This window comes from Desulfotignum balticum DSM 7044, from assembly GCF_000421285.1.
In the GTDB taxonomy this organism is placed as follows: Bacteria; Desulfobacterota; Desulfobacteria; order Desulfobacterales; family Desulfobacteraceae; genus Desulfotignum; species Desulfotignum balticum.
In genome coordinates, this window is record NZ_ATWO01000001.1 from 1881877 (window position 1) to 1907731 (window position 25855).

At 49.3% G+C, this 25855-nt stretch carries 22 protein-coding genes and 1 tRNA gene; 6 read left to right on the forward strand and 17 right to left on the reverse strand.

All coding sequences use genetic code 11. The annotated features are described in order from the left end of the window. Positions 1-7 precede the first annotated feature (7 nt). Positions 8-616, reverse strand: a complete 609-nt coding sequence (locus K365_RS0109565) for a phosphoesterase (RefSeq protein WP_024334397.1) — start codon at positions 614-616, stop codon at positions 8-10. 108 nt (positions 617-724) lie between these two features. Here K365_RS0109565 and K365_RS26485 point away from each other — a divergent pair, with 108 nt between their 5' ends. After that, positions 725-1681 (forward strand): ornithine cyclodeaminase family protein, encoded by a 957-nt coding sequence (locus K365_RS26485; RefSeq protein ID WP_024334398.1) that lies wholly within the window; start codon positions 725-727, stop codon positions 1679-1681. A gap of 19 nt (positions 1682-1700) precedes the next feature. Here the strand turns inward: K365_RS26485 and K365_RS0109575 are convergent. Next, positions 1701-1775, reverse strand: a tRNA-Gly gene (locus K365_RS0109575). A gap of 105 nt (positions 1776-1880) precedes the next feature. Here K365_RS0109575 and K365_RS0109580 point away from each other — a divergent pair. Beyond that, positions 1881-2870, forward strand: coding sequence for an NAD-dependent epimerase/dehydratase family protein (locus K365_RS0109580; RefSeq protein WP_024334399.1), 990 nt, complete (start codon positions 1881-1883; stop codon positions 2868-2870). Here the strand turns inward: K365_RS0109580 and K365_RS0109585 are convergent. The 10 genes from K365_RS0109585 to K365_RS0109630 form a co-directional block, all read right to left on the reverse strand. Further along, positions 2842-3378: a nitroreductase family protein gene (locus K365_RS0109585; RefSeq protein ID WP_006966208.1), complete on the reverse strand. Its 537-nt coding sequence runs from the start codon at positions 3376-3378 to the stop codon at positions 2842-2844. The two genes, K365_RS0109580 and K365_RS0109585, sit on opposite strands and share 29 nt — an antisense overlap. A gap of 18 nt (positions 3379-3396) precedes the next feature. Further along, positions 3397-3792, reverse strand: a complete 396-nt coding sequence (locus tag K365_RS0109590; protein ID WP_006966209.1) for an FxsA family protein — start codon at positions 3790-3792, stop codon at positions 3397-3399. 76 nt (positions 3793-3868) lie between these two features. Further along, positions 3869-4567, reverse strand: coding sequence for a leucyl/phenylalanyl-tRNA--protein transferase (gene aat / locus K365_RS0109595; RefSeq protein ID WP_006966210.1), 699 nt, complete (start codon positions 4565-4567; stop codon positions 3869-3871). Next, entirely contained in the window at positions 4568-6826 is a 2259-nt protein-coding gene (gene clpA / locus K365_RS0109600; protein ID WP_006966211.1) for an ATP-dependent Clp protease ATP-binding subunit ClpA, read from the reverse strand. It abuts the gene before it with no gap. 7 nt (positions 6827-6833) lie between these two features. After that, complete coding sequence (locus K365_RS0109605) at positions 6834-7142, reverse strand: ATP-dependent Clp protease adaptor ClpS (protein WP_006966212.1); 309 nt, start codon at positions 7140-7142, stop codon at positions 6834-6836. 9 nt (positions 7143-7151) lie between these two features. Continuing rightward, complete coding sequence (secA, locus tag K365_RS0109610) at positions 7152-9674, reverse strand: preprotein translocase subunit SecA (RefSeq protein WP_024334400.1); 2523 nt, start codon at positions 9672-9674, stop codon at positions 7152-7154. Positions 9675-9874: 200 nt separating this feature from the next. Further along, on the reverse strand, positions 9875-10624 hold the full coding sequence (locus K365_RS28415; RefSeq protein WP_006966214.1) for an amino acid ABC transporter ATP-binding protein: 750 nt from the start codon (positions 10622-10624) through the stop codon (positions 9875-9877). A 21-nt stretch (positions 10625-10645) separates the two neighbouring features. Next, the gene (locus K365_RS28420) at positions 10646-11749 is read right to left on the reverse strand and encodes an amino acid ABC transporter permease (protein ID WP_006966215.1); all 1104 of its coding nucleotides are present in this window, start codon (positions 11747-11749) and stop codon (positions 10646-10648) included. Between the two features lie 5 nt (positions 11750-11754). Then, entirely contained in the window at positions 11755-12930 is a 1176-nt protein-coding gene (locus K365_RS0109625; protein ID WP_024334401.1) for an amino acid ABC transporter permease, read from the reverse strand. Positions 12931-13043: 113 nt separating this feature from the next. Then, a complete protein-coding gene (locus K365_RS0109630) occupies positions 13044-14057 on the reverse strand; it encodes an amino acid ABC transporter substrate-binding protein (protein ID WP_006966217.1) in 1014 nt (337 codons plus the stop codon). A gap of 217 nt (positions 14058-14274) precedes the next feature. Here K365_RS0109630 and trhA point away from each other — a divergent pair, with 217 nt between their 5' ends. Genes trhA through K365_RS0109645 form a run of 3 tightly spaced genes read left to right on the forward strand, consistent with a single transcriptional unit; the run spans position 14275 to position 17397 of the window. Then, positions 14275-14922, forward strand: a complete 648-nt coding sequence (gene trhA / locus K365_RS0109635) for a PAQR family membrane homeostasis protein TrhA (RefSeq protein WP_024334402.1) — start codon at positions 14275-14277, stop codon at positions 14920-14922. A gap of 58 nt (positions 14923-14980) precedes the next feature. Continuing rightward, entirely contained in the window at positions 14981-15556 is a 576-nt protein-coding gene (locus tag K365_RS0109640) for an NUDIX hydrolase (RefSeq protein ID WP_006966219.1), read from the forward strand. A gap of 11 nt (positions 15557-15567) precedes the next feature. After that, positions 15568-17397, forward strand: a complete 1830-nt coding sequence (locus K365_RS0109645) for a M48 family metallopeptidase (RefSeq protein WP_024334403.1) — start codon at positions 15568-15570, stop codon at positions 17395-17397. Positions 17398-17421: 24 nt separating this feature from the next. Here K365_RS0109645 and K365_RS0109650 read toward each other — a convergent pair whose 3' ends face one another. Then, entirely contained in the window at positions 17422-17847 is a 426-nt protein-coding gene (locus tag K365_RS0109650; protein WP_006966221.1) for an iron-sulfur cluster assembly scaffold protein, read from the reverse strand. Between the two features lie 320 nt (positions 17848-18167). On the opposite strand from K365_RS0109650, the gene K365_RS0109655 reads away from it, so the two are divergent. Continuing rightward, positions 18168-18398, forward strand: coding sequence for a KH domain-containing protein (locus K365_RS0109655; RefSeq protein WP_006966222.1), 231 nt, complete (start codon positions 18168-18170; stop codon positions 18396-18398). 104 nt (positions 18399-18502) lie between these two features. On the opposite strand, the gene K365_RS25640 is transcribed toward K365_RS0109655, so the two are convergent. The 4 genes from K365_RS25640 to K365_RS26490 form a co-directional block, all read right to left on the reverse strand. Continuing rightward, the gene (locus tag K365_RS25640; protein WP_006966223.1) at positions 18503-19861 is read right to left on the reverse strand and encodes a sigma-54-dependent transcriptional regulator; all 1359 of its coding nucleotides are present in this window, start codon (positions 19859-19861) and stop codon (positions 18503-18505) included. A gap of 12 nt (positions 19862-19873) precedes the next feature. Continuing rightward, positions 19874-21100, reverse strand: a complete 1227-nt coding sequence (locus K365_RS0109665) for a response regulator (protein WP_024334404.1) — start codon at positions 21098-21100, stop codon at positions 19874-19876. A gap of 46 nt (positions 21101-21146) precedes the next feature. Then, positions 21147-23276: a SulP family inorganic anion transporter gene (locus tag K365_RS0109670; RefSeq protein WP_024334405.1), complete on the reverse strand. Its 2130-nt coding sequence runs from the start codon at positions 23274-23276 to the stop codon at positions 21147-21149. Positions 23277-23713: 437 nt separating this feature from the next. Next, positions 23714-25846 carry a putative bifunctional diguanylate cyclase/phosphodiesterase gene (locus K365_RS26490; RefSeq protein ID WP_024334406.1) on the reverse strand — a complete coding sequence of 711 codons (2133 nt, stop codon included), beginning with the start codon at positions 25844-25846 and terminating at the stop codon, positions 23714-23716. Positions 25847-25855: the final 9 nt, after the last annotated feature.

Here is a 25855-nt window from a genome sequence, read left to right on the forward strand (position 1 = left end):
CAAAAGATCAATTTTTGTTCAACAGGTCCATGGCCAGGCAGGACCATAATTCCATGTTTAATGATGTCAGCTTGTCTGTGTCCACCCATTGAAACCGGCACAGCTCCGGGCCCGGCACATAGGATGCCGGTGTTTGGGTCAGAATCCGGAAAACCGCGCCTAAGTGGACCCGGCCCACATCAGTGACGGTTTCATGGATAATGCCGGAAAAAACCGGCAGATCGTCAGAAGGGTGCTGTGTCAGTTCTTCATCCAGTTCCCGGGCCATGCCGGACATCAGAATTTGTTGGAACGATTCTGATGTCTTGGATTGATCCCGGGGATTGATATGGCCGCCGATGCCTGATGACCACAAGTCATGAAGCCGCGTTTCACTTCCCTGGCGAAGGTATACCGCCGTTTTGCCCAAGTCCCGGGTTTGAAGTATGATATAGGGAATCACCTGCTGCCAGCCGGCATCTTCTTCCGCCAGGGTCCGGTCCACAAATTCATGCCCGGCCCGGGCGCACTGATCGACAAATGCGGAAAAATCCATGGGCAACTTTGCGGTTTGGGCCATCCATGCCTTTGGCAGCAAGTTTTGACGAATACATAATATTTTTTCTTTTTTCTGCAAGCATGCCTCCTTTTTTACCAAGAACGATCAAGGTGTATGGTATTTTGATCATCCTTATGTTAAGAAAAATTAAATTGCAACCCCATGTATGCGTGATTGAGGTGTTTTATGCGTTTTTTCAATCAGGAAACCATTGACCGTGTCCCTTATGACGTCATTCAAAAAGCAGTGGAACAGGCATATCTCATGCAGTCGGCTCAGAAATTTTTTATGCCGGACCGGATCCATGTGCCCCAAAAAGAAAATACATTGCTGCTCATGCCCTGTTTTGGTGATGCCTATATGGCCACCAAACTGGTGACGGTGTTTCCCAAAGCACCTGAAAGCGGTTTTCCGGTGGTGAACGGCATGGTGATACTGGCGGACACTCATACCGGACAACCGCTTGCCATTCTGGACGGGGCCGCATTGACGGCCCGGCGGACCGGGGCGGTGGGCGGCCTGGCAACAGCCTGTCTGTCGCCGGATTCAGTCCACACGGCCGGCGTTATCGGGGCAGGGGTCCAGGGAAGAAGCCAGGCGGCGTTTCTGCTGTTCAACCGGCAGATTGATACATTGTGGGTGTGGGATGTGAACCCGGTTGCTGCAGACAAGATGACCTTAGAAATACAGGCGGCCTGGCCCAAAGTAACCTGCCGGGTGGCAAAATCCGCCCGTGATCTGATGACCCGGTCCCAGGTGGTGATTGCCGCTACCACCAGCACGAAACCGGTGTTTGACGCAGGTGTATCAGAGATTCTGGGCAAAACGTTCATCTCCATCGGGTCATTTACCCCGCAGATGAAAGAATTCCCTGATGCGGTGATCAAAGGGGCGGATGCCGTGTATGTGGACACCCTGTTTGCAACAGAAGAATCCGGGGATATCTGCCAGCCCCTTGAAAACAAGGTGGTGTCCAGGGAAAAAATTCTTGCTTTTGCATCTGTGGTGCAGCAGCCCGTGGATCCAAGCGGCGGCACTGTGTTTTTCAAATCCGTGGGCATGGCCCTGTTTGACCTGACAGTGGCGGCCGCTGTGCTTGAATGGGGAATACAGGAAAATCAGGGACAAACGCTGAGCATGTGATGTGAAAACAAGAAAGAAATGGAGCGGGAAACGGGATTTGAACCCGCGACTTCGACCTTGGCAAGGTCGCACTCTACCACTGAGTTATTCCCGCTCAGCAAAAAACGAAAATTTATCTACGTTAAAACACGGGCGTTGTCAAGTGGATAGTTGAAAAAACGTTTAAAAACCCTAAAAATAAATATGACGCAGGAGGACAATGGAGCCGGTTCTGGTAACAGGCGGGGGCGGATTTTTAGGCAAAGCCCTGGTCAAAAAACTGCGGGTGCACAATTATGCGGTCACCTCGTTTTCCCGGCGGCATCACCCGTCTCTGGCCCGGATGGGGGTGCCTCAGATTCAGGGGGATCTCACTGATGCAGATGCGGTTAAAAAAGCGGTCACAGGGATGGAGACCGTGTTTCATGTGGCAGCCAAACCCGGTGTGTGGGGATCATATGACACCTATTATGCCGTGAATGTGACCGGCACGGGCCATGTGGTAAAAGCCTGCCGGGCCCAGGGGGTGAAACGCCTGATTTACACGAGCTCTCCCAGTGTAATATTTGATGAATCCGACATGGAAAATGTGGATGAGTCGGTTTCCTATCCGAAGACATATCTGGCCCCTTATCCGGAAACCAAGGCGATTGCGGAAAAAAAAGTGCGCCAGGCAGCAACACAGGGACTGGATGTCATCATTCTCAGACCTCACTTGATCTGGGGTCCGGAAGACAACCATCTGGTGCCGGGCATTTTGAAACGGGCGGGACGGCTGAAAATCGTGGGCCGCGTCGATGATCTGGTGGATACCATTTATGTGGACAATGCAGCCCTGGCCCATGTGCTGGCAGCCCAAAAACTGAAAGAAAATCCCTCATTGTCCGGAAATATTTATTTCATCAGCCAGGATGAACCGGTATCCAAATGGGCGTTGGCCAATGCGTTTCTGGAGGCAGCCGGCCTGCCGCTCATCAAAGGCCATGTTTCCGCCCGGACCGCGTACGCGGCAGGATGGTGCTTTGAAAAAATTTATGGCCTGCTGGGCATCATTTCAGAGCCGCCCATGACCCGGTTTATGGCAAAGGAGCTGGCCACATCCCACTGGTTTAACATTACCCGGGCCAAAACAGATCTGGGATATTATCCGGAAATATCGACCCAAGAGGGGTTGAGGCGGCTTAAGGCATGGCTTTCCCGAAATGGTTGAAAAATACCTTGTCATATGCCAGAGCGGTTTTTGAATGCCCGGATTTGGTTTCATCCGGGTATCCTATGGCAATAATGGATTCCACCGCCATATTATCCGGTATATCCAGCAGCTCTTTGATATAAGCATCTGCGGTTTTATCCGGTGATCGGTCCCGTTTGCGGATCTGTATCCAGCAGGATCCCAGGCCCAGATCATGGGCTGCCAGGTGTATGAAAGTGGATGCAATGGCACAGTCTTCCACCCACACGTCACTGCCATCAGGATCGCCGCAGACCACAAACCCCAGAGGCGCGTTTTTCAAAAAAGACGCACCATGGGGTTTGGCATCCGCCAGTTTTGCCAGCAGGTCCGGCTGATCCACCACGATAAACCGCCATGGTCTGAAATCCCGAGAAGAAGGGGCTCTTAAAGCCGCTTCAATCAACTGGTCAATTATTTCTTTATCAACGGACCGGTCTGTAAATTTTCTGATGCTTCTGCGGGTCTGAATCTGTTTTAAAAACATGTTTTCTCCTGATTTGTTTCAAGGATACCGGGTGATATTAATATTGCCGCCGGCCTGGAGTTCATCGAATTTTTTTCGCAGAAACCGTTTAAAACGGTTCCGGGTTACCGGCCACAGCAGCAGCAGTCCCGCAACATCCGTGATCAGTCCCGGGGTGATCAAAACCAGACCGGCAATCAGGATGATCAATCCATCCATCAGATCTTCTGCCGGCATGATGCCCTGCTGCAAATTCATACGGACTTTGAGCATGGTCACCATGCCCTGCATTCGGGCCAGCCAGGCACCGGCAAATCCAGTGAGGATCACCAGCAAAATAGTATTGAATCCCCCGATCACCGTCCCCAGTTTAATGAGCAGATACAACTCCAAAATGGGAATCAGGGTGAAACACAAAAAAAGTTTGAGCAGCATAATGCACATCCTCCAAAAAAATATATGCTTTAAATTATGGGAGTGAATCCTGGTTTGTCAAGACAACGAAAGTCGTTCAGAAAGATGGAATGGTTGTGCAGTCCCAGACCCCGGGAACTGGTTGCCGGATAATGGAACGGCCCAGGATGTCCAGAAACCGGTATCGGGGGATTTCAACCGCCCCCATCCGGCATAGATGGTCTGTGGTCACCTGGCAGTCAATGAGGTCAAAACCATGCGTTTCCAGATGATGGGCCAGAGCCACCAGCGCTGCTTTGGATGCATCGGATTGAAAACTGAACATGGATTCTCCGAAAAACATGCACCCGATCCCCACGCCGTATAATCCTCCCACCAGACGGTCCTGGTGCCAGGCTTCCACGGAATGGGCATATCCTTTGTGGTGAAGTTCAATATATGCTTCCTGCATCTCTTTGACCAGCCAGGTGCCTTCATCCGGATCTTTTCTGGGTTGAGAACAGGCCTGAATCGTTTGCTCAAACGCCTGATTAACCGTTAGGGTAAAAATTTTTTTTTTAATTTTTTTTCCCAGGCTCCGGGAAATCCGGATACCGGAAGGATAGAGCACCAGGCGAGGGTCCGGAGACCACCATAAAACAGGCTCATTGTCTGAAAACCACGGAAAGATACCGTTTTGATATGCCAGTAATATCCGGTCACAGGAAAGATCCCCGCCGATGCACAGCAGCCCGTCAGACCGGGCCAGCCATGGCGGCGGGAATTCCAGGCGGGAGGACAATCGAAACAAAGGCATTCAGTCTTTAAACTGAAATGTCAATTGATCATTTTTCAGTCCAATCAGAATTTTACCGCCTTTTGTCAGTTTGCCGAACAGAATTTCATCCGTGAGCCGGTCTTTGATCTGCACCTGAATCAGGCGGGCCAGGGGCCGTGCTCCGAATTTGGGATCATAGCCTTTTTGGGCCAGGTAAGACCGCACCGAAGCGGAATAGCTCACGCGGATCTGCCGCGCCTTGAGCATCTGTTTAAGCTCATCCATGTCTTTGTCCACAATTTTTTCCATGGTGGCTGTGGACAGGTGGTTGAACTGAACAATGCCGTCCAGCCGGTTGCGGAATTCAGGACTGAACGTCTGTTCCACGGCCTTCAATCCCCGGGTGTCACCGGTGGTTTCCTGAGCACCGAATCCGATGCTGTTGGCACTCATCTCCCTGGCCCCGGCGTTGGAAGTCATAATAATGACCACGTTGCGGAAATCCGCCGCTTTGCCGTTATTGTCCGTCAGCGTGGCATAATCCATCACCTGAAGCAGGATATTGTACAGATCCATATGTGCTTTTTCGATTTCATCCAGCAGCAGGACACAATAGGGATGTTTGCGGATGCCGTCGGTGAGAATGCCGCCCTGATCAAATCCCACATACCCCGGCGGAGCACCGATCAATCGGGACACGGCGTGTTTCTCCATATATTCACTCATGTCAAACCGCAGAAATTCGATCCCCATGTTGGCGGCCAGCTGTTTGGCCACTTCGGTTTTGCCCACCCCTGTGGGTCCTGTGAACAAAAACGAACCCACAGGCCGGTCCGGTGCGGCCAGCCCGGCCCGGGACCGCTTGATGGCGGTGGTCAGGATTTGAATGGCATCGTCTTGTCCGAAAATCACATTGGAGAGCCGTTCCGGCAATGATTCCAGATTGGCCTTGTCTGTGGCGGTCACAGATGTCACCGGCACTTTGGCGATTTTGGCCACTATGGTTTCAATGTCTTTGGGTGTAACATTTTTGCGGTTGGCGGCCCCTTTGAGGCGCAGATATGCCCCGGTCTCATCCATCACATCAATGGCCTTGTCCGGCAGAAACCGGTCATTGATATATTTATCAGACAGATATGCGGCCGCTTCAATGGTCTGATCTGAATAGTTCAGGCCATGGTGTTCTTCATAGTAGGGCCGCAATCCCATGAGAATCATGCGGGTATCTTCCACACTGGGTTCGGACACTTCTATTTTTTCAAACCGCCGGGAAAAGGCCCGGTCTTTTTCAAAATGGTTTTTGTATTCCTCATAGGTGGTGGTACCGATACACTTGATATCCCCGGAAGAAAGGGCCGGTTTCAGGATATTGGAGGCATCCATGGAACCGGAACTGGTGGCACCCGCCCCCACCACAGTATGGATTTCGTCGATAACCAGCAAGGCGTTTTCTTTTTCTTCCAGGGCAGTGATCACATCTTTGAGCCGCTGTTCAAAATCACCTCTGTATTTGGTACCGGCCAGCAACGCCCCCATATCCAGGGAAAACAATTCACTGTCTTCGAGCAGGGCCGGCACTTCATGCTGATGGATTTTTAAAGCCAGGCCTTCAGCAATAGCGGTTTTCCCCACCCCGGGATCTCCCACTAAAATGGGATTGTTTTTCCGGCGGCGGCACAGCACCTGCATCACCCGGTCCAGTTCATTTTCCCGGCCGATGATCGGGTCGATCCGGTTGTTTGCCGCTTTGGTCAGCAGATTGGTGGTAAACAGCTCCAACGGGTCTTTTTTCTTTTGCCGCTGGGTTCTGCGGTCATCCATTTTAAACATTTTCTGGGCCGGGTCCGGGGTCTGTTTGGATTTTTTGTCCGTTGCCGTGGCATGGGAAATATGCCGCAGTACATCCAGACGGGTAATTCCTTCCGATTCCAGATAAAACGCGGCATGGGAATCTTTTTCCTGAAAAATGGATGCCAGGATGTCTCCCAGATTGACCTCGCTTTTTTCAGCGGACCGGGCATGGTTGATGGCCCGCTGGATCATGCGCTGAAACCCGATGGTCTGCTGAAGCACATATTCTTCCTGAGAATCGATTTTGGTGAGTTTTTCATCAAAAAATTTTTCCAGTTCCTGTTTGATCTGTTCAGGATTTCCCCCGCACTTTTCTATGGTATCGGAACCGGATTCATGGTTCAGGATCGCATAAAGAACATGTTCTACACAGACATATTCATGCCGTCTTTTTTTGGCTTCCCTTACGGCAAACCCGAGGGCAGTGCTCAGTTCCTTGCTAATCATATTTGCCTTACTCCTTTTCCATGGTACTTTTTAAAGGAAATCCCCGGCTGCTGGCCAGGTGATGCACCGTCTCGACTTTGGTTTCTGCGATTTCTCTGGTATATATGCCACACACTGCGTTTCCTTTATGATGTATATTAAGCATAGTTTGCGTCGCTTTTTCAAGTGGTTTTCCAAAAACCGTGATCAGAATTTCCACCACAAATTCCATGGTGGTGTAATCGTCATTGTGAAGAATGACTTTATATTGCGGCGGCAATTCTTTTCGTGTTTTTGAAAAGATGTCCGTCCGGGTTTGAAAATCAGTACTCGCCATTGCCGGGCCTCAATTCATACAGCATTTTTTATATTTTTTTCCGCTGCCGCAGGGGCAGGGGTCATTGCGCTGTACTTTTTCTGTTGTTCGTTTCACCGGTTTTTTAACCGCGTCCTCTGACGCATGGGAAAAGGTCAGTTCCTGTCGGGGCTTGGGCTGAAGTTCTTCCGCCGGCACAGCTGCTGTAATCTGGATTTTGAACAGGATATCTACAATTTCGTCCTTGATCCGGGCCATGAGATCCTGAAACATGTCAAAGCCTTCTTTTTTGTAAATCCGCAGCGGATCCTGCTGGGCATAGCCTCTCAAGCCGATCCCCTCTTTAAGATGATCCATGGCCAGCAAATGTTCCTTCCATCGCGTGTCCACGGTCTGAAGCACCACAAACCGTTCCAGAGATCGGGCCTGGTCCGCTCCGATCATGGCTTCTTTGGTTTCATAATATGTTTTGGCCTGGTCAAACACATGGTCGGCCAGATCATCCGGACTGGTATGAGATAAAGGCCGGGACGTCAAATCCAGATCAAAATTGAACACCTGTTTGATCTCTTTTTCCAGACCTTTAAGATCCCAGTCTTTGGCAGGGGTTTTATCGGAGACAAATCCGTTCACCACATCCCATGTCTTGTCTTCCATCATGTCCAGGACCACGGATTTCAGATCTTTTTCCAGCAGTGCCTGACGGCGCTGCCGGTAGATCACTTCCCGCTGCTGATTCATGACATCATCAAATTCCAGCAGATGTTTTCTGATCTCAAAGTTATGGCCTTCCACCTTGGACTGGGCATTTTCTATGGCCTTGGAAATGAACGAATGCTCAATGTGCTCACCGTCTTCGATGCCCAGCCGGTCCATGACCTTGTGAATCCGGTCCCCGCCGAAGATTCGGAGCAGGTCATCTTCCAGGGACAGATAGAACCGGGAAGAACCCGGGTCTCCCTGACGTCCGGCCCGGCCCCGGAGCTGGTTGTCGATACGCCGGGATTCATGGCGGGACGTTCCTAAAATATGCAGTCCCCCCAGTTCCACCACCCCTTCTCCAAGTTTGATATCTGTTCCCCGGCCGGCCATATTGGTGGAAATGGTGACGGCGTTTTTCTGGCCGGCATTGGCAATAATTTCCGCTTCTGCCTTGTGATGCTTGGCGTTCAGTACATTGTGGGGAATTCCCTTTTTTTTGAGGGTTTTACTCAAATCTTCCGACACATCAATGGAAATGGTACCCACCAGCACGGGCTGCCCTTTTTTGTGCAGATCCATGATCTCTTTTATGGCGGCATCATATTTTTCTTTACGGGTTTTGTAGATCAGGTCGGGAAAGTCTTTCCGGACCATGGGTTTATGTGTGGGGATCACCAGTACGTTCAGGTCATATATTTTTTTGAACTCCGGTGCTTCGGTTTCCGCAGTACCGGTCATACCCGACAGTTTGTCGTACATCCTGAAATAGTTCTGAAACGTGATGGATGCCAGGGTCTGGTTCTCATTTTCGATTTTTACGCCTTCTTTGGCTTCCAGTGCCTGGTGAAGGCCTTCACTGTATCGCCGGCCCGACATGAGTCGTCCGGTGAATTCATCCACAATCACCACCTGATTGTTTTTGACAATGTAATCCGTGTCCCGTTTGAACAGGGTATGGGCCTTCAACGCCTGGTTCAGATGATGCAGAACTTCAATGTTGGCAGGATCGTATAAATTCTCCACATTGAGCAGTTTTTCCCCTTTGGCGATCCCGGCTTCGGTCAAGGTGGCGGTTTTGGCCTCCTCGTCCAGGGTATAATCCTCGTCTTTTTTAAATCCGGGTAACATGGCATTCACCTGGGTGTACAAATGGGTGGATTTCTCAGCCGGGCCGGAAATGATCAACGGGGTCCTGGCCTCATCAATGAGAATGGAGTCCACTTCATCTACAATGGCAAAATTGAGTTGCTTCTGGGCCAGGCTGTCTTTGTCGAATTTCATGTTGTCCCGCAGATAGTCGAACCCGAACTCATTGTTGGTCCCGTAGGTAATATCTGCGGCATAGGCCTGTTTTCGTTCCTGGTCGTTCATGTCATGAAGAATGACACCGGTACTCAGATCCAGAAACCGGTATATTTGATCCATCCATTGCGCATCCCGGTCGGCCAGATAATCGTTGACCGTGACAATGTGCACACCCTTGCCGGACAAAGCATTCAAATAGGCCGCCAGCGTGGACATCAAGGTTTTACCTTCACCGGTCTTCATTTCCGCGATCATTCCCTGGTGCAACGCAATGCCGCCGATGAGCTGCACATCAAAATGCCGCATCCCCAATGTGCGTACCGATGCTTCCCTGACCAGGGCAAACGCTTCAGGCAGCAGATCGTCCAGTGATTCCTTGTTTGCCACCCGTTGTTTTAATTCATGGGTTTTCTGGGCCATATCCGTATCGGACAACCGCTTCATCTCCGGTTCCAGTTCGTTGATTCGCTGGACAAGCGGTGCCAGTTTCTTTAAAATCCGATCATTGCTGGAACCAAAGACCTTGGTGAAAAAATTGAGTATCATTTATAATTTTACCTGCATGTTAATGTGAACCGTCTGGTTTTGTTGTTATGGTTAAACATATAATCATTCATTTTAAAAATAAAACGGAAAAATAAAAAATGATTTAAATCATTTGTGAAAAAAAGAGTGAGAATCGCCTGTAAACGGTCTGGTACCGTAATAAAAACAGGTATCAGACCGGTGGCTTCATCGGGTGATGTTTAATGAAGAATCTGACTTAAAAAGAATTGGGTTCGTTCATGCTGCGGGTTTTCAAAAAAATCGATGGGGTTGTTTTCTTCTAAAATCATGCCGTCATCCATGAGCATGACCCGCTGGGCCACAGTTTTGGCAAATCCCATTTCATGGGACACCACAATCATGGTCATGCCTTCTTCCGACAGCTGCACCATCACATCCAGCACCTCTTTGACCATTTCCGGATCCAGGGCCGAGGTGGGTTCGTCAAACAGCATCACCTTGGGTTTCATGCACAGGCTTCGGGCAATGGCCACCCGCTGCTGCTGACCTCCGGACAACTGACCCGGAAATTTATTGGCCTGTTCTGCGATTTTGACTTTTTCCAGATAAAACATGGCGGTTTCTTCCGCCTGTTTTTTCGGGGTCTTGCGGACCCAGATGGGGCCTAAAGTCAGGTTGTCTAAGATGGTGAGATGGGGAAACAGGTTGAAATGCTGAAACACCATGCCCACTTCCGTGCGGATGGTTTCAATGTTTTTCAGATTGTTGGTCAGCTCAATGCCGTCCACGATGATTTTGCCTTTCTGGTGTTCTTCCAGTCGGTTGATGCACCGGATCAGCGTGGATTTTCCGGAACCCGAAGGCCCGCAGATGACAATTTTTTCCTGTCGTTTGACTTCCAGGTTGATGTTTTTCAACACATGAAAATCACCATACCATTTATTAAGGTTTTTCACTTGAATGATGGGGTCGTCGGTTGCGTCGGTCATATCAGGTTCCTAAAACGTGGGTTAACTGCGTTTGTCCGTGTCCAGTTCCTGTTCCAGCTTTCTGGAAAAATTGGACATGGAAAAACATCCTAAGAAATACATCAGCGCCACAAACAGGTACATCTCTGTGGAGAATCCGTTCCATTCCGGGTGCTGGATCACGGTTTTGGAAGTGAGCAAAAAATCGTATAAAGCAATGATTACCACCAGAGACGTATCCTTGAACGCGGAGATCAACACACTCAAGGTCGGAGGGATGACAATTTTCAGTGCCTGGGGTAAAATGACCAGCCGCATGGTCTGATAGTAGTTCAGGCCCAATGCGTCGGCAGCTTCGTACTGGCCCCCGGACATGCCCTGGAGCCCGCCTCTTACCACTTCCGCCACATAAGCGGCGGTAAACAGAATAATGGCCACCTGGGCCCGCAAAATTTTGTTGATGGTCACCCCTTCGGGCAAAAACAAAGGAAAGATGATGGAGGACATGAACAGCAGACTGATGAGCGGCACGCCTCTGATCAGTTCGATATACCCGATGGACAGATATCGGATCATGGGCATATGGGAATCTCTGCCCAAAGCCAGAATCACGCCCAAAGGATAGGCAGCTGCCAGTCCGAACACCGATAAAAGCAGTGTAAGCGGCAGACCACCCCATTTCATGCTGTCCACCGGGGTCAGCCAGAAAATTCCGCCTTTCATCAGAATGCCCATGGCCACCAGGCCGATCATCCAGGCATATCCCAGTTTTTTGGACCAGAACCGTTTGTGATAGGAAAAAAACAGCAGCGTGAACAGCAGGAGCATGGCGCCAAACGGCCGCCAGTGAAGGTCATGGGGATAAAATCCAAAAATGACGAACCGCAGGTTTTTCAACACCACGGACCAGCAGGCCCCGGGGCATTCTTTGCATTCCGCTCCCGTGGTGAACCAGACCGAATCGATAAACGCCCATTTAATGAACGGCGGCACAAATTTGAGTAGAAACGCTAAAAACACAAGGGTCAGAATCGAGTTGAATACCCCGTTGAACAGATTTTCCTTGAGCCAGCCGATCGCTCCCCGATGCACGACAGGGGGTTTCATTTTCTGGATGGCATCTTTGTCTATGGCAACAATACCCATGGCAATTATCTTTCAACCAGTTTGGATTTTTTATTGTACCAGTTCATGAAAATGGATGTGGAAACACTGAACACCAGGTAACATGCCATGATCATGGCCACGCCTTCGATGGATTGCCCGGTCTGGTTGATGGTGGTATTGGCCACGGAAACAAAATCCGGGTAACCGATGGCAATGGCCAGAGAGGAGTTTTTGGTCAAATTGAGCATCTGACTGGTCAAAGGGGGGATGATAACGCGCAATGCCTGGGGAAGGATCACCAGATTCAGAATATGTTTTTTCTTCAGCCCGATGGACATGGCGGCCTCGGTCTGACCCCGGCTGACCGCCTGAATACCGGCTCTGACAGCCTCAGCTACAAATGCAGAGGTGTAGATCACCAGGCCTAAAAGCAACGCAAAGAATTCCGGAGACAGCATAATGCCGCCTTGAAAATTGAATCCTTTCAGTTCCGGCACATCCATCTGCATGGGGGCACCGTGCAGGACCCAGACCAGCAACGGCAGTCCTAAGGACAAGCCCAGAAACGGCCACAGCACCGGAAAATCCCGGCCGGTGGTAAATTTGCGTTTTTTGACCCAGCGTTTGAGACCGAATCCCAAAACAAGGCCGATCATCAGCGCAATAAACATTTGAAAATAAGCGGGATGGGAGGCAGGCACGGCCAGGGCCACGCCCCGGTTGCACAGAAACAGTCCGGCCATGGGGTTCAATGCCTGTCGGGGACTTGGAAACATTTCATAAAACAGGGCGTACCAGAAAAACAGCTGCAGCAGAACCGGAATGTTCTGCATCACCTCAATATAAATCATGGCCAGTTTTTTGACCAGCCAGTTGGTGGACAGTCTGGCCACACCGATGAACAGCCCGATGATCAAACAAAGAATTATACCGATAAACGAAACTTTCAGCGTATTGAGCACACCCACGAACAAGGCTTTGGCATAGCTGTCCGACGCAGAATACGCAATCAGGCTTTCACCGATTTCAAAGGCGGCTTCTCTTTCCAGAAAACCGAATCCAGAGGCGATGGACTGTTTTTCCATGTTGACCAGGGTGTTGTTCACCAGATACCAGGCCAGCAGACCCACCATCAGACAGGTGATAATCTGAAATCCGATGGCCCGTTTTCCGGGATCCAGCCAGAAAGGTACTTTTGGTTCTGATTCAGAAGGTGTCATGGCTCAGATGTTTTTTCCATTATAGGGAGATCTGATATCAGACGCTCCGGATGATTAAATCCGGAGCGCCCGATACTTAAGGTATCTTTTAGGGTTCGGGTCGGAAAAAAAGTCTACCTGATGGGAGAAGCGTACATCTGTCCACCATCGGTCCACAGGGCGTTCAGGCCTCTGGGGATACCCAGGGGTGTATCAGGACCGACATTTCTTTCAAATATTTCCCCGTAGTTGCCCACCTGTTTGACAATGTTATAGGCCCATTCATTGTCCAGACCCAGCATTTGGCCCATCCCCGGTGTTACACCCAAAAAGCGTTTGATTCCCGGATTTTCCGATTTGAGCATGTCATCCACATTCTGGGAGGTGATACCCAGTTCTTCCGCCTCGATCAACGCCATCATGGTCCAGTTGACAATATCGAACCATTGATCATCTCCATGCCGGACCACCGGGGCCAGCGGTTCTTTGGAAATGACTTCCGGCAGCAGCATATAATCTTCGGGATTGGGTGCCACGGACCGGTTGCCTGCCAGCTGGGACATGTCAGACGTCAATGCATCGCAACGACCGGCAAAAAAAGCTTTGTTCAGCTCAGCGGTATTTTCAATGACCACGGGAGACCATTTCATGCCGTTGGCCCGGAAAAAATCAGCGGCATTCATTTCCGTGGTAGTGCCGGGAAGGACACAGACGGTGGCACCGTCCAGTTCTTTGGCGCTTTTGATACCCAATGCTTTGGGAACCAGAAATCCCTGGCCGTCATAGTAGTTGGGCTGAACAAAATTCAAGCCGGACTGGGTTTCTCTGGACAGGGTCTGGGTAGTATTCCTGCACAGTACGTCAATCTCTTTGGACTGAAGGGCCGGCAGCCGCTGGACCGCTGTCAGGGCCGTGAATTTGACTTTGGATGCATCGCCGAATACCGCTGCGGCAATGGCTTTGGCCGTGTCCACATCCAGACCTTTCATTTCGCCCTTTTCATCGGGCATGCCAAATCCGAACAAGCTGCCGTTGATGCCGACATCAACATAGCCCTTGGCTTTGACATCATCCAGGGTACCGGCCATGGCCATGGCAGACATGGCAAGAATACTGATACACGCAACGACCATTTTAAGTGGTTTCATGAATCCTTTCCTCCTGTGGTTTAAAGTTTACTTCATTAACGTGGGGGTAAATACGAAATTACCATTCATGTATTAGCACACCCCGGTAAATTATCAAGATTTTTTTCGGTTATTCCTGGTTATTAACCAGTGGATCCGGGTAAAAATTTAAGTACAACAGCGCATTTGTATTGAAGACAGTACAAAAAAAGCGTAAAGTATCTGCATGAAAAATCCATTGAAATTATTCAGAGAGCCGGTCAACGCATTGTCTCATATGGCGGGCAGCCTGGCATCCATTGCCGGCCTGACCTTGATGGTGGTCATGGCCGCTGTCAAGGCCGATGCCTGGCATGTGGTGTCTTTTGCCATTTTCGGGACCACGCTGGTATTCATGTATACAGCCAGCTTTCTTTACCATGGCCTGCAATTGTCAGCCAAAACGCTGGCTATTTTTCGCCGCATCGATCATATCATGATTTTCATGGTCATTGCCGGATCATATACGCCTTTGTGCCTGGTGCCGCTGCGGGGACCCTGGGGATGGTCGCTGTTCGGCATCATCTGGGGATTTGCTGCGGTGGGAATCGTGCTGAAGCTGTTCTGGATGAATCTTCCCCGCTGGATCTCCACGTTGATCTACCTGGGTATGGGGTGGCTGTGCATGGTGGCGGTTTATCCGCTGGTACAAATTCTGGAACCAGCCCCGCTGTTATGGCTGGCCTTAGGTGGTTTGTTTTACAGTCTCGGAGCCCTGGTGTATATCTTCAAAAAACCGGATCCGTTTCCAAAAATGTTCGGGTTTCATGAAATCTGGCATATCTGTGTGCTGCTGGGCAGTGCCTGTCATTTCTGGCTGGTTTTCGGTTATCTGACATATCTGTGATCTGTCTGTTTTCGGACAATCAAATCATCACATGGTACAGGTTAATGAGGAGTGTTTCATGAAGATTCATCAGATTCGGAAATTAACCGATATGCATCATTTGAATCTGTTTTCCCTGACATATCAGGACCGGGTGGGCAAAGACAAAACCTGGACATTCGCGTCCCGGTCCGGCCCGAAAAATTTTGAAGAAACAACCCGGGATCGACCGGATGCCGTGGTGATCGTTCCCTATCATGTCAAAGAACAGCGCCTGGTGATCATTAGAGAGTTCCGGGTGGTGCTGGGGGGATATCAATACGGGTTTCCCGCCGGTTTGCTGGATCCGGGGGAAAGCGTAGTTACGGCCGGTCGGCGGGAGCTGTTCGAAGAAACCGGCCTGCACTTGACAAAGGTGCTGGCGCAGAGTCCTGCGGTTTTTTCCTCCTCAGGCATGACGGATGAATCCGTCAGTCTGTTGTACGCGGAATGCGACGGGGTTCCTTCCAGCGACCATATTGAGGATTCTGAAGATATTCAGGTGATTCTGCTTACCCCGCAGTCGGCTGAACAGCTGTTGAATACGCCGGACATCCGGTTTGACGTGAAAACCTGGGTGGTGCTGAAACAGTTTGCGGCCCACGGAATCATTTAAGAGATCCCATCGTGTTTTCCACAATCATATATTTTCTGGTGGCGTTGATCATTTATGCGACATCGGAACTGTTTGGTGTCAATGGGCCAGGGACATCGCCCGGATGGCTGCAGAGCCTGGTGCTGGGCATCGGTTTTTTTCTGATCTGCCGGTTGAGTTTCCGGCGTATATTGAACGCTGCTAAAAAATCTGTCACCTTTCAGGAGGACCGGGCGGTTTCCAGCACCATATCCCGTTTATCTGTGCTGGCTTTACTGGTATTTGCCGTCAATATTTATGTGTTTCGCCTCAATACGGCATTTTCTCATGTTCAATTGTTTCAGAAGGTTCCCACGCTGGAAGCGTTGCTGTTTTTAGGATTGTTTGTTTCATACCTGGTCATGGTCTGGCATGCGGCCTATCCGGTTCAAAAACATTTGTTTTCCCGGCCGGTTTCCTGTAAACAATACATTTTTTCCCAGTTGTCATTTGCTTTGCCGACATTGCTTCCCTGGCTGTGCCTGTCTTTGTTTGTGGATTTGATCCGGTTCATTGCGTATCCTCCGCTGGATGATCTGATGAACGGTCCGGCCGGTGAAATGATCATCATTATGGTGTTTATGGCCGGGATTGCGGTGTTCGGCCCGGTGTTCATCAAAACAATTTGGCAATGCCGGCCCATGGAGAAAGGGCCTGGCAGATCCCGGATCGAGGCGGTCTGTCATATGGCCGGATTGCGGTATGCCGATATTTTGATATGGGATCTGTTTGCCGGCTCCATGATCACGGCCGGTGTCATGGGTCTGGTGGGAAAATTCAGATATATCCTGGTGACCCCGGCCCTGCTGGGTTCTCTGAATGATGAGGAGCTGGCTGCGGTCATTCTCCACGAAATCGGTCATGTCAAGCACTGGCACATGCTGTATTATCTGGTTTTTTTTGCCGGATTCATCGCCTGTAACGCGGTGTTGTATGACCCCTTGATGCTTCTGGTTCTGGCAGGGGCGACCTATTTCCCGGAGCCTGTTTTTTCAGGAATAGACATATCTCAGGTTCATTCGGTGCTGATGGGTGCGATTCTCATCTGTTTTTTCATCGTATATTTCCGTTTCGTGTTCGGATTTTTTATGCGAAACTTTGAACGCCAGGCCGATCTTTATCTGTTTCGATTCTTTCCCAATGCCTTTCCCTTGATCCGGACATTTTATAAAATCGGCGCCATCAGCCGACAGGATATGGAACGTCCCAACTGGCATCACTTCAGCATTGGACAGCGCATCCGGTTTCTGGAAAAATGCCAGGAGAACAGCGCGTTGATTGCGCATCATCATCGCCGGGTCCGGCGCATGATCGGTGTTGCCGTGATCGGGTTGATCAGTGTCGTCGGGTTCGGATATCACCTGTCTTATGGTCAATTCAAGCCCGGGATTGACAATTTTGTTACCGGTCGGCTGGTGCTTGAGCAATTAAAGATGGATCCTGAAAATGCGGATCTGCATGTGGTTGCCGGAGATTTTCACTATGCGTCCCAGAATTTCATCCAGGCAATCGCCGCTTACGAATCCGCCATTGGTATCAACTCAAATCATGTCCATGCCCTCAATAATCTGGCCTGGCTTTTGGCGACATGCCCGGTAACGGAAATTCAGGACCCGGGCCGTGCGCTGAATCTGGCCGGCCGGGCCGTGGGCCTGGCACCTCAGTCGCCGTTTGTGCAAGACACCTATGCGGAAGCCCTGTTTGCCAACCACCGTGTGGCTGAAGCAGTATCAGCCGCTCGAAAAGCCCTTGAGCTGGCCCGGGACCGGCAAAATTATTATCAAAATCAGGTCCGGCGGTTTCAGCGGCACCTTGAACGCTGAACGACAACAAACTATCCGGATGAATCAAAGGTTACTGGCGGACTGGTACTCTTCAATGCCCTTGTGCATGGTTTTAACGGCCAGCTGGATGCAATGGTGTTTTTTTTCCGGAATGTTTTCAAGCCGTTTAAACACATCTCCGTCATTGATGGTCAATGCCTTGTCCAGGGGTTGACCCTTGATCAGATCCACCACGGCCATGGCAGCGGATATGGCACCGGCACACCCGGTGATCTCATACCGGACATCCTGAATGATGTTGTGCTCATCCACCTTGAGATAAATTTTCATGATATCGCCGCAGGAGCCGACTTTTTCAGATATCTGGCTGGCGTCCTGAAGATGACCCATATATTTTTTTTCAATAAAGTAATTGATGGCCGGTTCTGCATATCCGGCTTCAGACAGCATTTTCCGCTGGGAGGTGATGGCGTCGATTTCCGTTGTCACTGGTGTTTCCTTACTGGTTTCGGGCTCAAGGGGCATTGAATGCATAACCGACGGTTCGGAAAATCCATTCTCATGTCGAACCTGAGCATATTCAAGTTACGGCACATAAAATAACGGAATTCTGATTGTTGTCAAGGAAAATGCCGATTATTGGAAAAACAAAAGAAAATAACACTTGTGAATTGAACCAGTTATGATATGGTAAAAATGATTATTTCACCACTGACGGACCACACAAAGCCGATATCCCGACAAGGGTTGACCGGGCGATATATAGACGTTGATTATCATTTTGGTATACAGAAAAAGGAGACCCCGTCATGAAAGAGTTAATCAAGTACATTGCACAGTCTTTGGTCGATGATCCGGATCAGGTGGATGTCCAGGAAATAAAGGCGCAGCAGACCCTTGTTCTGGAGCTTCGGGTGGCAAAGGAGGATCTGGGGAAAGTCATCGGTAAAAAAGGCAGAACCGCCCAGGCAATGCGTACTATTCTTTCGTGCGCATCAGCCAAAGAGCAGAAACGGGTTATCCTGGAAATCGTGGAATAGTCCGGCTTACAAAATCCTGTCCGCATCAGGGGCTGTGAAAAAAACAGGTCCAGCGGTCATGCGATATGTTTTGCACCCTTTTGGAGAGTTCTTCAAAAAGCGGTTTAGTTTTCTGCCGTGAAAATTTTAAGTTTTCGCCATAATGCCGCGCGGCTGATGCCTAAAATTTCAGCCGCCTTTGACCGGTTGCCCCGGGTCAGCTCAACCGCCTTGAGGATATGTTTTTTTTCCAGTTCGCTGAGGGTTTCAAATGGACCTTCAATCTTTGCGGGGACTGTCTGGTTTTTTTTCTTAAACCGATCGGGAAGATGGACCATTTCTATCGAGGCGGTGTCCGTTAAAATGACTGCGCGCTCGATAATATGTCTGAGTTCCCGGACATTGCCGGGAAAAGGGTAGGCCATGAAAATGGAAAGCACCTCTTCTGAAAATGATTCAACATTTTTTTTAAATTCTTTATTCAGCTGGGCTAAAAAGTAGCGGCATAATGGAAAGATATCATCCCGGCGCTCCCGAAGCGGTGGGATGTTTATTGATATGGCATTCAGTCTCTGATAAAGGTTTTTGTTGAATTTATTATTTTCGACCCGTTGTTTAAGGTCCTGGTGGGTTGCAATAATAAACCGGATATCCCTCAATGATTCTGCTGAATCCTGAGATTGCGTCGACAGGGTATCTTCCAGCAATGTGAGCATATCCTGCTGGGTCTGTTCCGGCATGGTTTCGAAATGATCCAGGAAGATGGTTCCAATGTATCGCAAATTTTTTGATTTTTCACCGACTGAACCAGGATACCAGCCCGATCCCTCAAGAGAGCCCAAAAGTTCTGTGAAATTAAAATCATCACTGAAACAGCCACAGTTAAAAGCCAGAAATCGCTGGTCTTTACGGTGGCTTGATCTGTGGATCACCCTTGCAGCCAGTTCTTTTCCGGTTCCCTGCTCCCCCCGAATCATGATGGTACAGTCCATTTCCGACAGGCGCTCAATATCTTTGCGCAGCCGCTGCATGCCGGGGGTCTCCCCGATTATTTTCGGCAGATCCCCGGATCTCCTGCCGGCGGGATCAATCAACTCTTTTGAAGGTAACTGTTTTGTGCTCTTGGCGCTGAATCCTTTGATCAAATCCCACAAATCACTCATAGAATCTTTTTCAAAATACTCTGAGCCCGAAATTTTGGTTTTTTGTCGGGTTTCCTCACTTCCATAGCCGGTCAGAAGAACCGTCTTCAGGTCAGGAGTGATCTGCTTGAGGCGGGTGATGGTGGTCAGGCCATCCATGTCCGGCATTTTTAAATCCACAATGGCCAAGTCGATTCGGGTTTTTGACGCAACTTCAATGGCACGGGTGCCGGATGATGCTTTGATGGTTTCAAAACCCAGCAGTGCAAGCCGCCGGGCCATCGAATCCAGCAGTCGTTCCTCATCATCGACCAGTAGAATTTTTATAATTCTGTTTGCCATTATTTTTCTTTGCTATTGGCCTTTCTTTAATTCCCGGGCCTTTTCCATTTTTTCTTTTGCTTTTTTCAGGGTTTCGCTTAAAAAGTCAATTTTTACCGGTTTGTGAAGATAGGCAAATGCCCCAAGATCCATACAGATTTTTCTGTCCTCTTCAGACCCTTGGCCGGTTAGAATAATCACCTCTATTTCGGGTCTTGTTTCTTTGACTTTCCTTAAAACTTCGATACCGTTGATTCCGGGCATTTTAAGGTCAAGAATCATGACTTCGGGTTCATCATCATTGATCATATCCAGGGCGGACTCACCATCATAGGCCACGGCTGACCCCATGTCTCTTATCATGAGACGTTCGGAAAGGGTCTGGACAAATTTTCGCTCATCATCCACCAGCAGCACTTTTGGGGTTTCAAAATCATATTTGCGGTAGATGTCCGCCTGATGATACTTCTTGCCGACTTTTGTTTCAACTGAAGACACGCCCGGTACTTTTTCCACAATGGCTTTCAATTCATCCTCAAGCCGGCTCAACATGAGGACATGATTATTGATACTCAGGGTAACCGCCCCGTCTTTTGCATTGACACCCACGCTGTGGCCTTCTTTGGCAAGCGCCACTTCCACCTCGGATGTAAGGATAAAATCCTTTGCCGCTTTTTTGGACTGCTCCGTGGCTTTAATGACCTCGCTGCTAAGATGGCTTTCAATCAGGGCCGTAGCCTCTTCCAAATCCATCTTGTCTGTGGGAATGACCATATCATAAAGAGACGGATCCCATGGATCTTTGGTATTTAAAATATCATATACCCACGAACTCCTGTCCTTGTCACTGCTGTGAATCAAACTGACCGCTTCTTTTTCAGACTTCCCCGCTTCCTTTGCAGCCATGGTTCTGAATTTCATGTCTGCAATAATACAGATGCGGAGTACATGGGTAATCTCTTTCGGGATCAGCTGGCTGCTGAGTCCTTCGACAATCAGATTGTCTTTTGAAAGCATCCTTGCCAGCGCCAGTTTGATCCAGGCAGTGGCCCGTTCTTTTTCATGGGTGAACTTATTGAATACGGAAACTTTGGAAGAAAAGGCGGTTTTAATTTTATTTTCAGGCATGCCTGAAATTCCGGCTGCTTCAGATATGATTTCATTATCCGTAACGATGTCATATTTGATTTTTTCTGTGATTTTTTCAAGAACCGGTTTTTTCTTGCAGAAAACACCGCTGAATATGGTTATGACTGGCATTGATCGTCTCCTCTGTATTTAATTGTGGCGGACATTAATTATATTTTTATTTCATAGTTTGCGCAATATGGCAAACGGTTGTAAGGGGACACTGTGCTTCAGCCCCACCTTTATGGGCGGTTTCATGAACCGAACAGATCGCTTTTTCCATGGTGGGATAAATGTGACGGGGTCCTATTTTTTCAAGCAGATGTGTTCGTTCCAGGACAGTCATCACGGATTCATTGATTCCGCTGAATGAGATATCGATGCCGGCGCTTCTCACCCGGTCTATGACCAGGGAGAGTGCTTCTTCACCGGAGGCATCCATGTCATTGATGCCGTTGCATGCGATTATGATATGTCTCAGATTTTTTTTGGCCAGGATACGTTCATTAATTTTATCTTCCAGGTAACTGGCATTGGCAAAAAATAGCGTGCCTTCAAACCTTATCAGATCAACATATTCACATTCCATCAGTTCATTTATCATTGAATCGCGAAAGTCTTCATCCGTGTGTCGTGACAAGGAGGATACACCCGGTCTCATGCTTTTATACAGGAACACGCCAAGGGAAAGAAGGACGCCGATCATGATTCCTTTGTCAAGGTGAGGTGCAAAAGCCAGGGTAAAGATAAAAGTGATAATGGAAATCGCGCCGTCATACCACTGGGCCCTCCAGGCATGGATAAATCCACTGACATTTATAAGCCCGATGACGGCCATCATGATGACTGCAGCCAATACCGCCTGTGGCAAATGATAAAGAAGTGGTGTGAAAAACAACAAAGCAATTACCACAATACAGCTGGTAAACACACTGGAAAACCCTGAAATAGCCCCCGCCTGAAGATTTACAGCAGACCTGGAAAAAGATCCTGAAACCGGATAGCTTCTCCCGAAAGATCCGAGGATGTTGGCCAGTCCCTGCCCGATGAGTTCCTGATTAGGGTCCAGACGCTGGCCGGTTTTGGCGGCCATGGCCTTTGCAATGGATATGGCTTCCATGAACCCCAGAAGTGAAATAATAACGGCATAGGGAAACATCTGGGTGATAATTTTTAAGTTTATTTGGGGTATTCCAAAGGAAGGAAGACCCTTGGGGATATTTCCGACGACGGCTCCCCCCCCGCTCATATTAATATTGTCAAGCGAGATCGGGTTGTTTTTGACTTTGATGCGCCAGGTTCTCCCATCGGTATCCAATCCATTTTCTGGGTCGGTTTTTAAATAAAAATTCATTGACCCTTGTGTTCCGTTCACTTTGTTGAACAGAAAATTTCTGATTTTTTCCCTGTATTTTTGCGCATTTTTTTCCAGCAATTCGATTTGAAGCGAATAGACATTAATTTCATGCTGGACATTGATCCGTTCAATCGGGTCATGGAGGGTGTCAAGTATTTTGCCCGCTTCTGTCCTTTTTTCGGACAGGGGGGTTATTGCAGTGACTGTTTCGTTGAATGTCTGGATCGTTTCACCGACACCTTCTGACTTGATGGATGATATATCAACCACGGTATTTTTTTCAAACCCTGTTCCCCATGAGATGAGGGTCGTGACAACAACAGCCACCAGTACATTTGGAATTTTAGGTGCAATCCGTTTGAGGATATACATGATTGCAAAGGCAAGGGCGCCCATAAAGAAGGTGGGCCAGTGCGTGTAATGTATCGCCGCGGTTATGACTCTCATGATGGTTTCATAGTGATGCGCCGCCTTATCAATATTCACGCCGAACAGTTTTGATAACTGGGACGATGCAATAATAATGGCGGCGGCATTGGTAAACCCGTTTACCACCGGATGGGAAAGAAAATTAACAACCAGGCCGAGTCTCAGAATGCCCAGGAGAAACTGAAAAGCGCCCACCATAAGTGCCAGCATAATGGCATAAGCGATATATCCCTCGCTGCCTGTTGAAGCCAGAGGAGAAAGAGAGGCGGCAGTCATCAAGGAAACAACCGCCACCGGTCCAGTGGCCAGTTGTCGGCTTGATCCGAACAACGCCGCGATCATGGGTGGCAGAAACGAAGCATAAAGGCCGTAATAGGCAGGGAGACCTGCCAGCTGGGCGTAGGCCATTGACTGGGGAATAAGAACCAATGCAACGGTCAGCCCGGATAAAAAATCAGTTCTGAGTGTTTCAGAATTATAATCTTTGAACCATTCAATAAAAGGGAAAAACAGTTTCAGCATTTCAGGCTCCTATCAATTGAAAACATGGTTTTTTCCAACATCCGCTGACAGAATGAGACTGGAATATTCAAAAGAATGGCTGCAATATCACTGGCCACCCGGTTCGTCACAGGGACGGAGGATGATATGAACCATCGGGGTGAAATATCTAAAGAATTGTTTAACATTTGATCAATCTCCTAAAGCAAGTTGTTTACAAATGAAACTTATATGAGTATTACACGTCTATAAAGTAAATTTTTTTAACAGTCAATTAAAAATATTTCAAAATAAAACATATAGACATATTGATAACAAATGATGAAGTTAAATTGGCTGATATGCTTGCCAGGTGGATTGAACTGCGAAGATGTCGGTCGCTGATCACACCTCATCGGACAAGGGACTTTTTTCGGAGTGCTCTACCTCGTCTTTCTCCAGTTTTTGAATGATATCTTCTACTTTATGAGAGGATAGATGTCTTTTGCAGGCATCGGCCTGGCGATCACATACCCCTGGGCTGTGTCACAGCCCATTTTTGCCAAAGCGTTCAGTGTGGCCTCGTCTTCCATGCCTTCCGCCGTGACCGTGAGCCCCAGATTGTGGGACAGATGGATCATGCCGGCGACAATATCAAAGTCACGGGGGCTGGTTAAAATGTTTTTGACAAAACTTCTGTCAAGTTTCACCTCGTCAATATCAAACCGGCTCAGATAGGTCAGGCAGGAATGACCCGTGCCGAAATCATCGATAGCCCAGCGGACCCCCGCATCATGCAGGTCTGAAATGACCTCCCGGGCGTGGTCGGGATTTTGGATGATCTCTGTTTCGGTTACCTCAAAGCAGAGTCCTTTCCGGATGTCCGGTTCCAGCTGTTCTTTGATGAAATCCACCAGATCTTCATCGGTCAGATCATTTGCAGAAATGTTCACACTGATTCTGAACCGGGCGTTATATTCACGGCAGCGGATCAGTTCCTGTACCGCTTCTTTGATGACCCATCGGGTCACCTGACGAATCAGGCCGCTTTTCTCCAGCATCGGGATGAATTTCCCCGGAGAGATCATGCCCAGTTTCGGGTGATGCCAGCGGATCAGTGCTTCTGCTTCCTGAATACGTCCGCTGGCCAGGTCAAGTTTTGGCTGATACACCAGATGCATGTCCCGGGTGCCGTGAAGATGAAGGTCATGTAACAGAATCAGGTCATCGGAATCAGGTTCCAGCTGCGGTGAATAAGTTCGCCATGACAGATTTTCATGGATCGCCGCAGAATAGGCGGTGATGGCCTGACGGATGTATTCCTCGGCTTTGGGACCGGAGGACCCCATGGCCACCTTTCCGACACTCACCCCCATCACCACCTCGGGAGTGACATCCACCCCGTCGATTTTGCAGGATATCTTGAGAAGGTCGTAAATCCGGGCAGGCGGGGTGCCGGGCCGGGCTGCCAGGATAAAATAACCGATGCCTGAATGGGTTGTCTCTAAAAAATCAAGATATTGCAGACGGTGTGCAAAATCTTTGATCATCTTTTCATAGCCGGAACGGCCGAACAGACTGTTGATGGATTCCAGGTTTTTCAGGCGAAGAAACACGACCACAGGGGGGTGTCCGGATTTCTGGACCAGGCGCTGTTCAAGGCGGTCGGCAAATGCCTGGCGGCTGTGAAGGCCTGTCATTACATCATATTCCGCCAGGTAGCGCAGTTGGCGGGTGCGTTTTGCTACCTGGCGTTTCAGATACCAGGACAGGGACAGTCCGGCCAGGCCTAAAAGAACCAAAGGGATCAAGATCCAGGCGATTGTTTGCAGGTGATCGGTCATTGTCGGCGGATGCCACTCCAGGGCTTTTTTCCACCTCTCGTAGATCGAAAAATAAGTGCCGTCCGCCTGCATGGCGGCCAGCTCCCGGTTCATCCACTCCAGCAGTTCGGTATTGCCTTTGCGAACTCCGAAAACATAGGGCTGGTGCCAGAATAGATGGCTTGTCTGAACAACATCCATGCCTGTTGCATTCTGTCGGGAGGTCAGAGAGACTTCTATGCAGGCATCGGCAAGGCCGGTATGAACCACCTCGACACAGGCCCGCTCGGTATCCACCGGAACCAGAGTGATGCCGGTCTGTTCTTCCTGCAGCCGGCGTTCTGCATAACTGCCTGACACAACCGCCGTCCGAAAGCCTTTCAGGTTATCCAGGCTTCTGAACTGTCTGCCTTTGGCATGGGAGAAAATGGCATGGGACAGGTGATAAAACGGGAGCGTGAAGTCAAAGTGCTGACTGCGCTCCTCTGAGGCAAAAAAAGCAATCACATCCGCTTTGCCGGTTTTGACGGCGGATACCGCATCCGGCCAGTTTTCCAGCCGGTGTTCGACCGTTCTTCCGCCATGCCGTCCCATACTTTCCTGAAGGTCAATGATAAACCCTTTGGCCCGCCCCTTTGCATCGAGCCATTCAAAAGGCGGATAGTCGGCAGATCCGGCAAAAACGATTTTTGTCTGCCGGTCAGAATCTGTTTGTGCAAAAGATCTGTCCGAAAGGATTCCGGAAAGCAACAACGTGGCTGCAATCAAATAAAGACTGATTCTACGCATGGGCTCTCC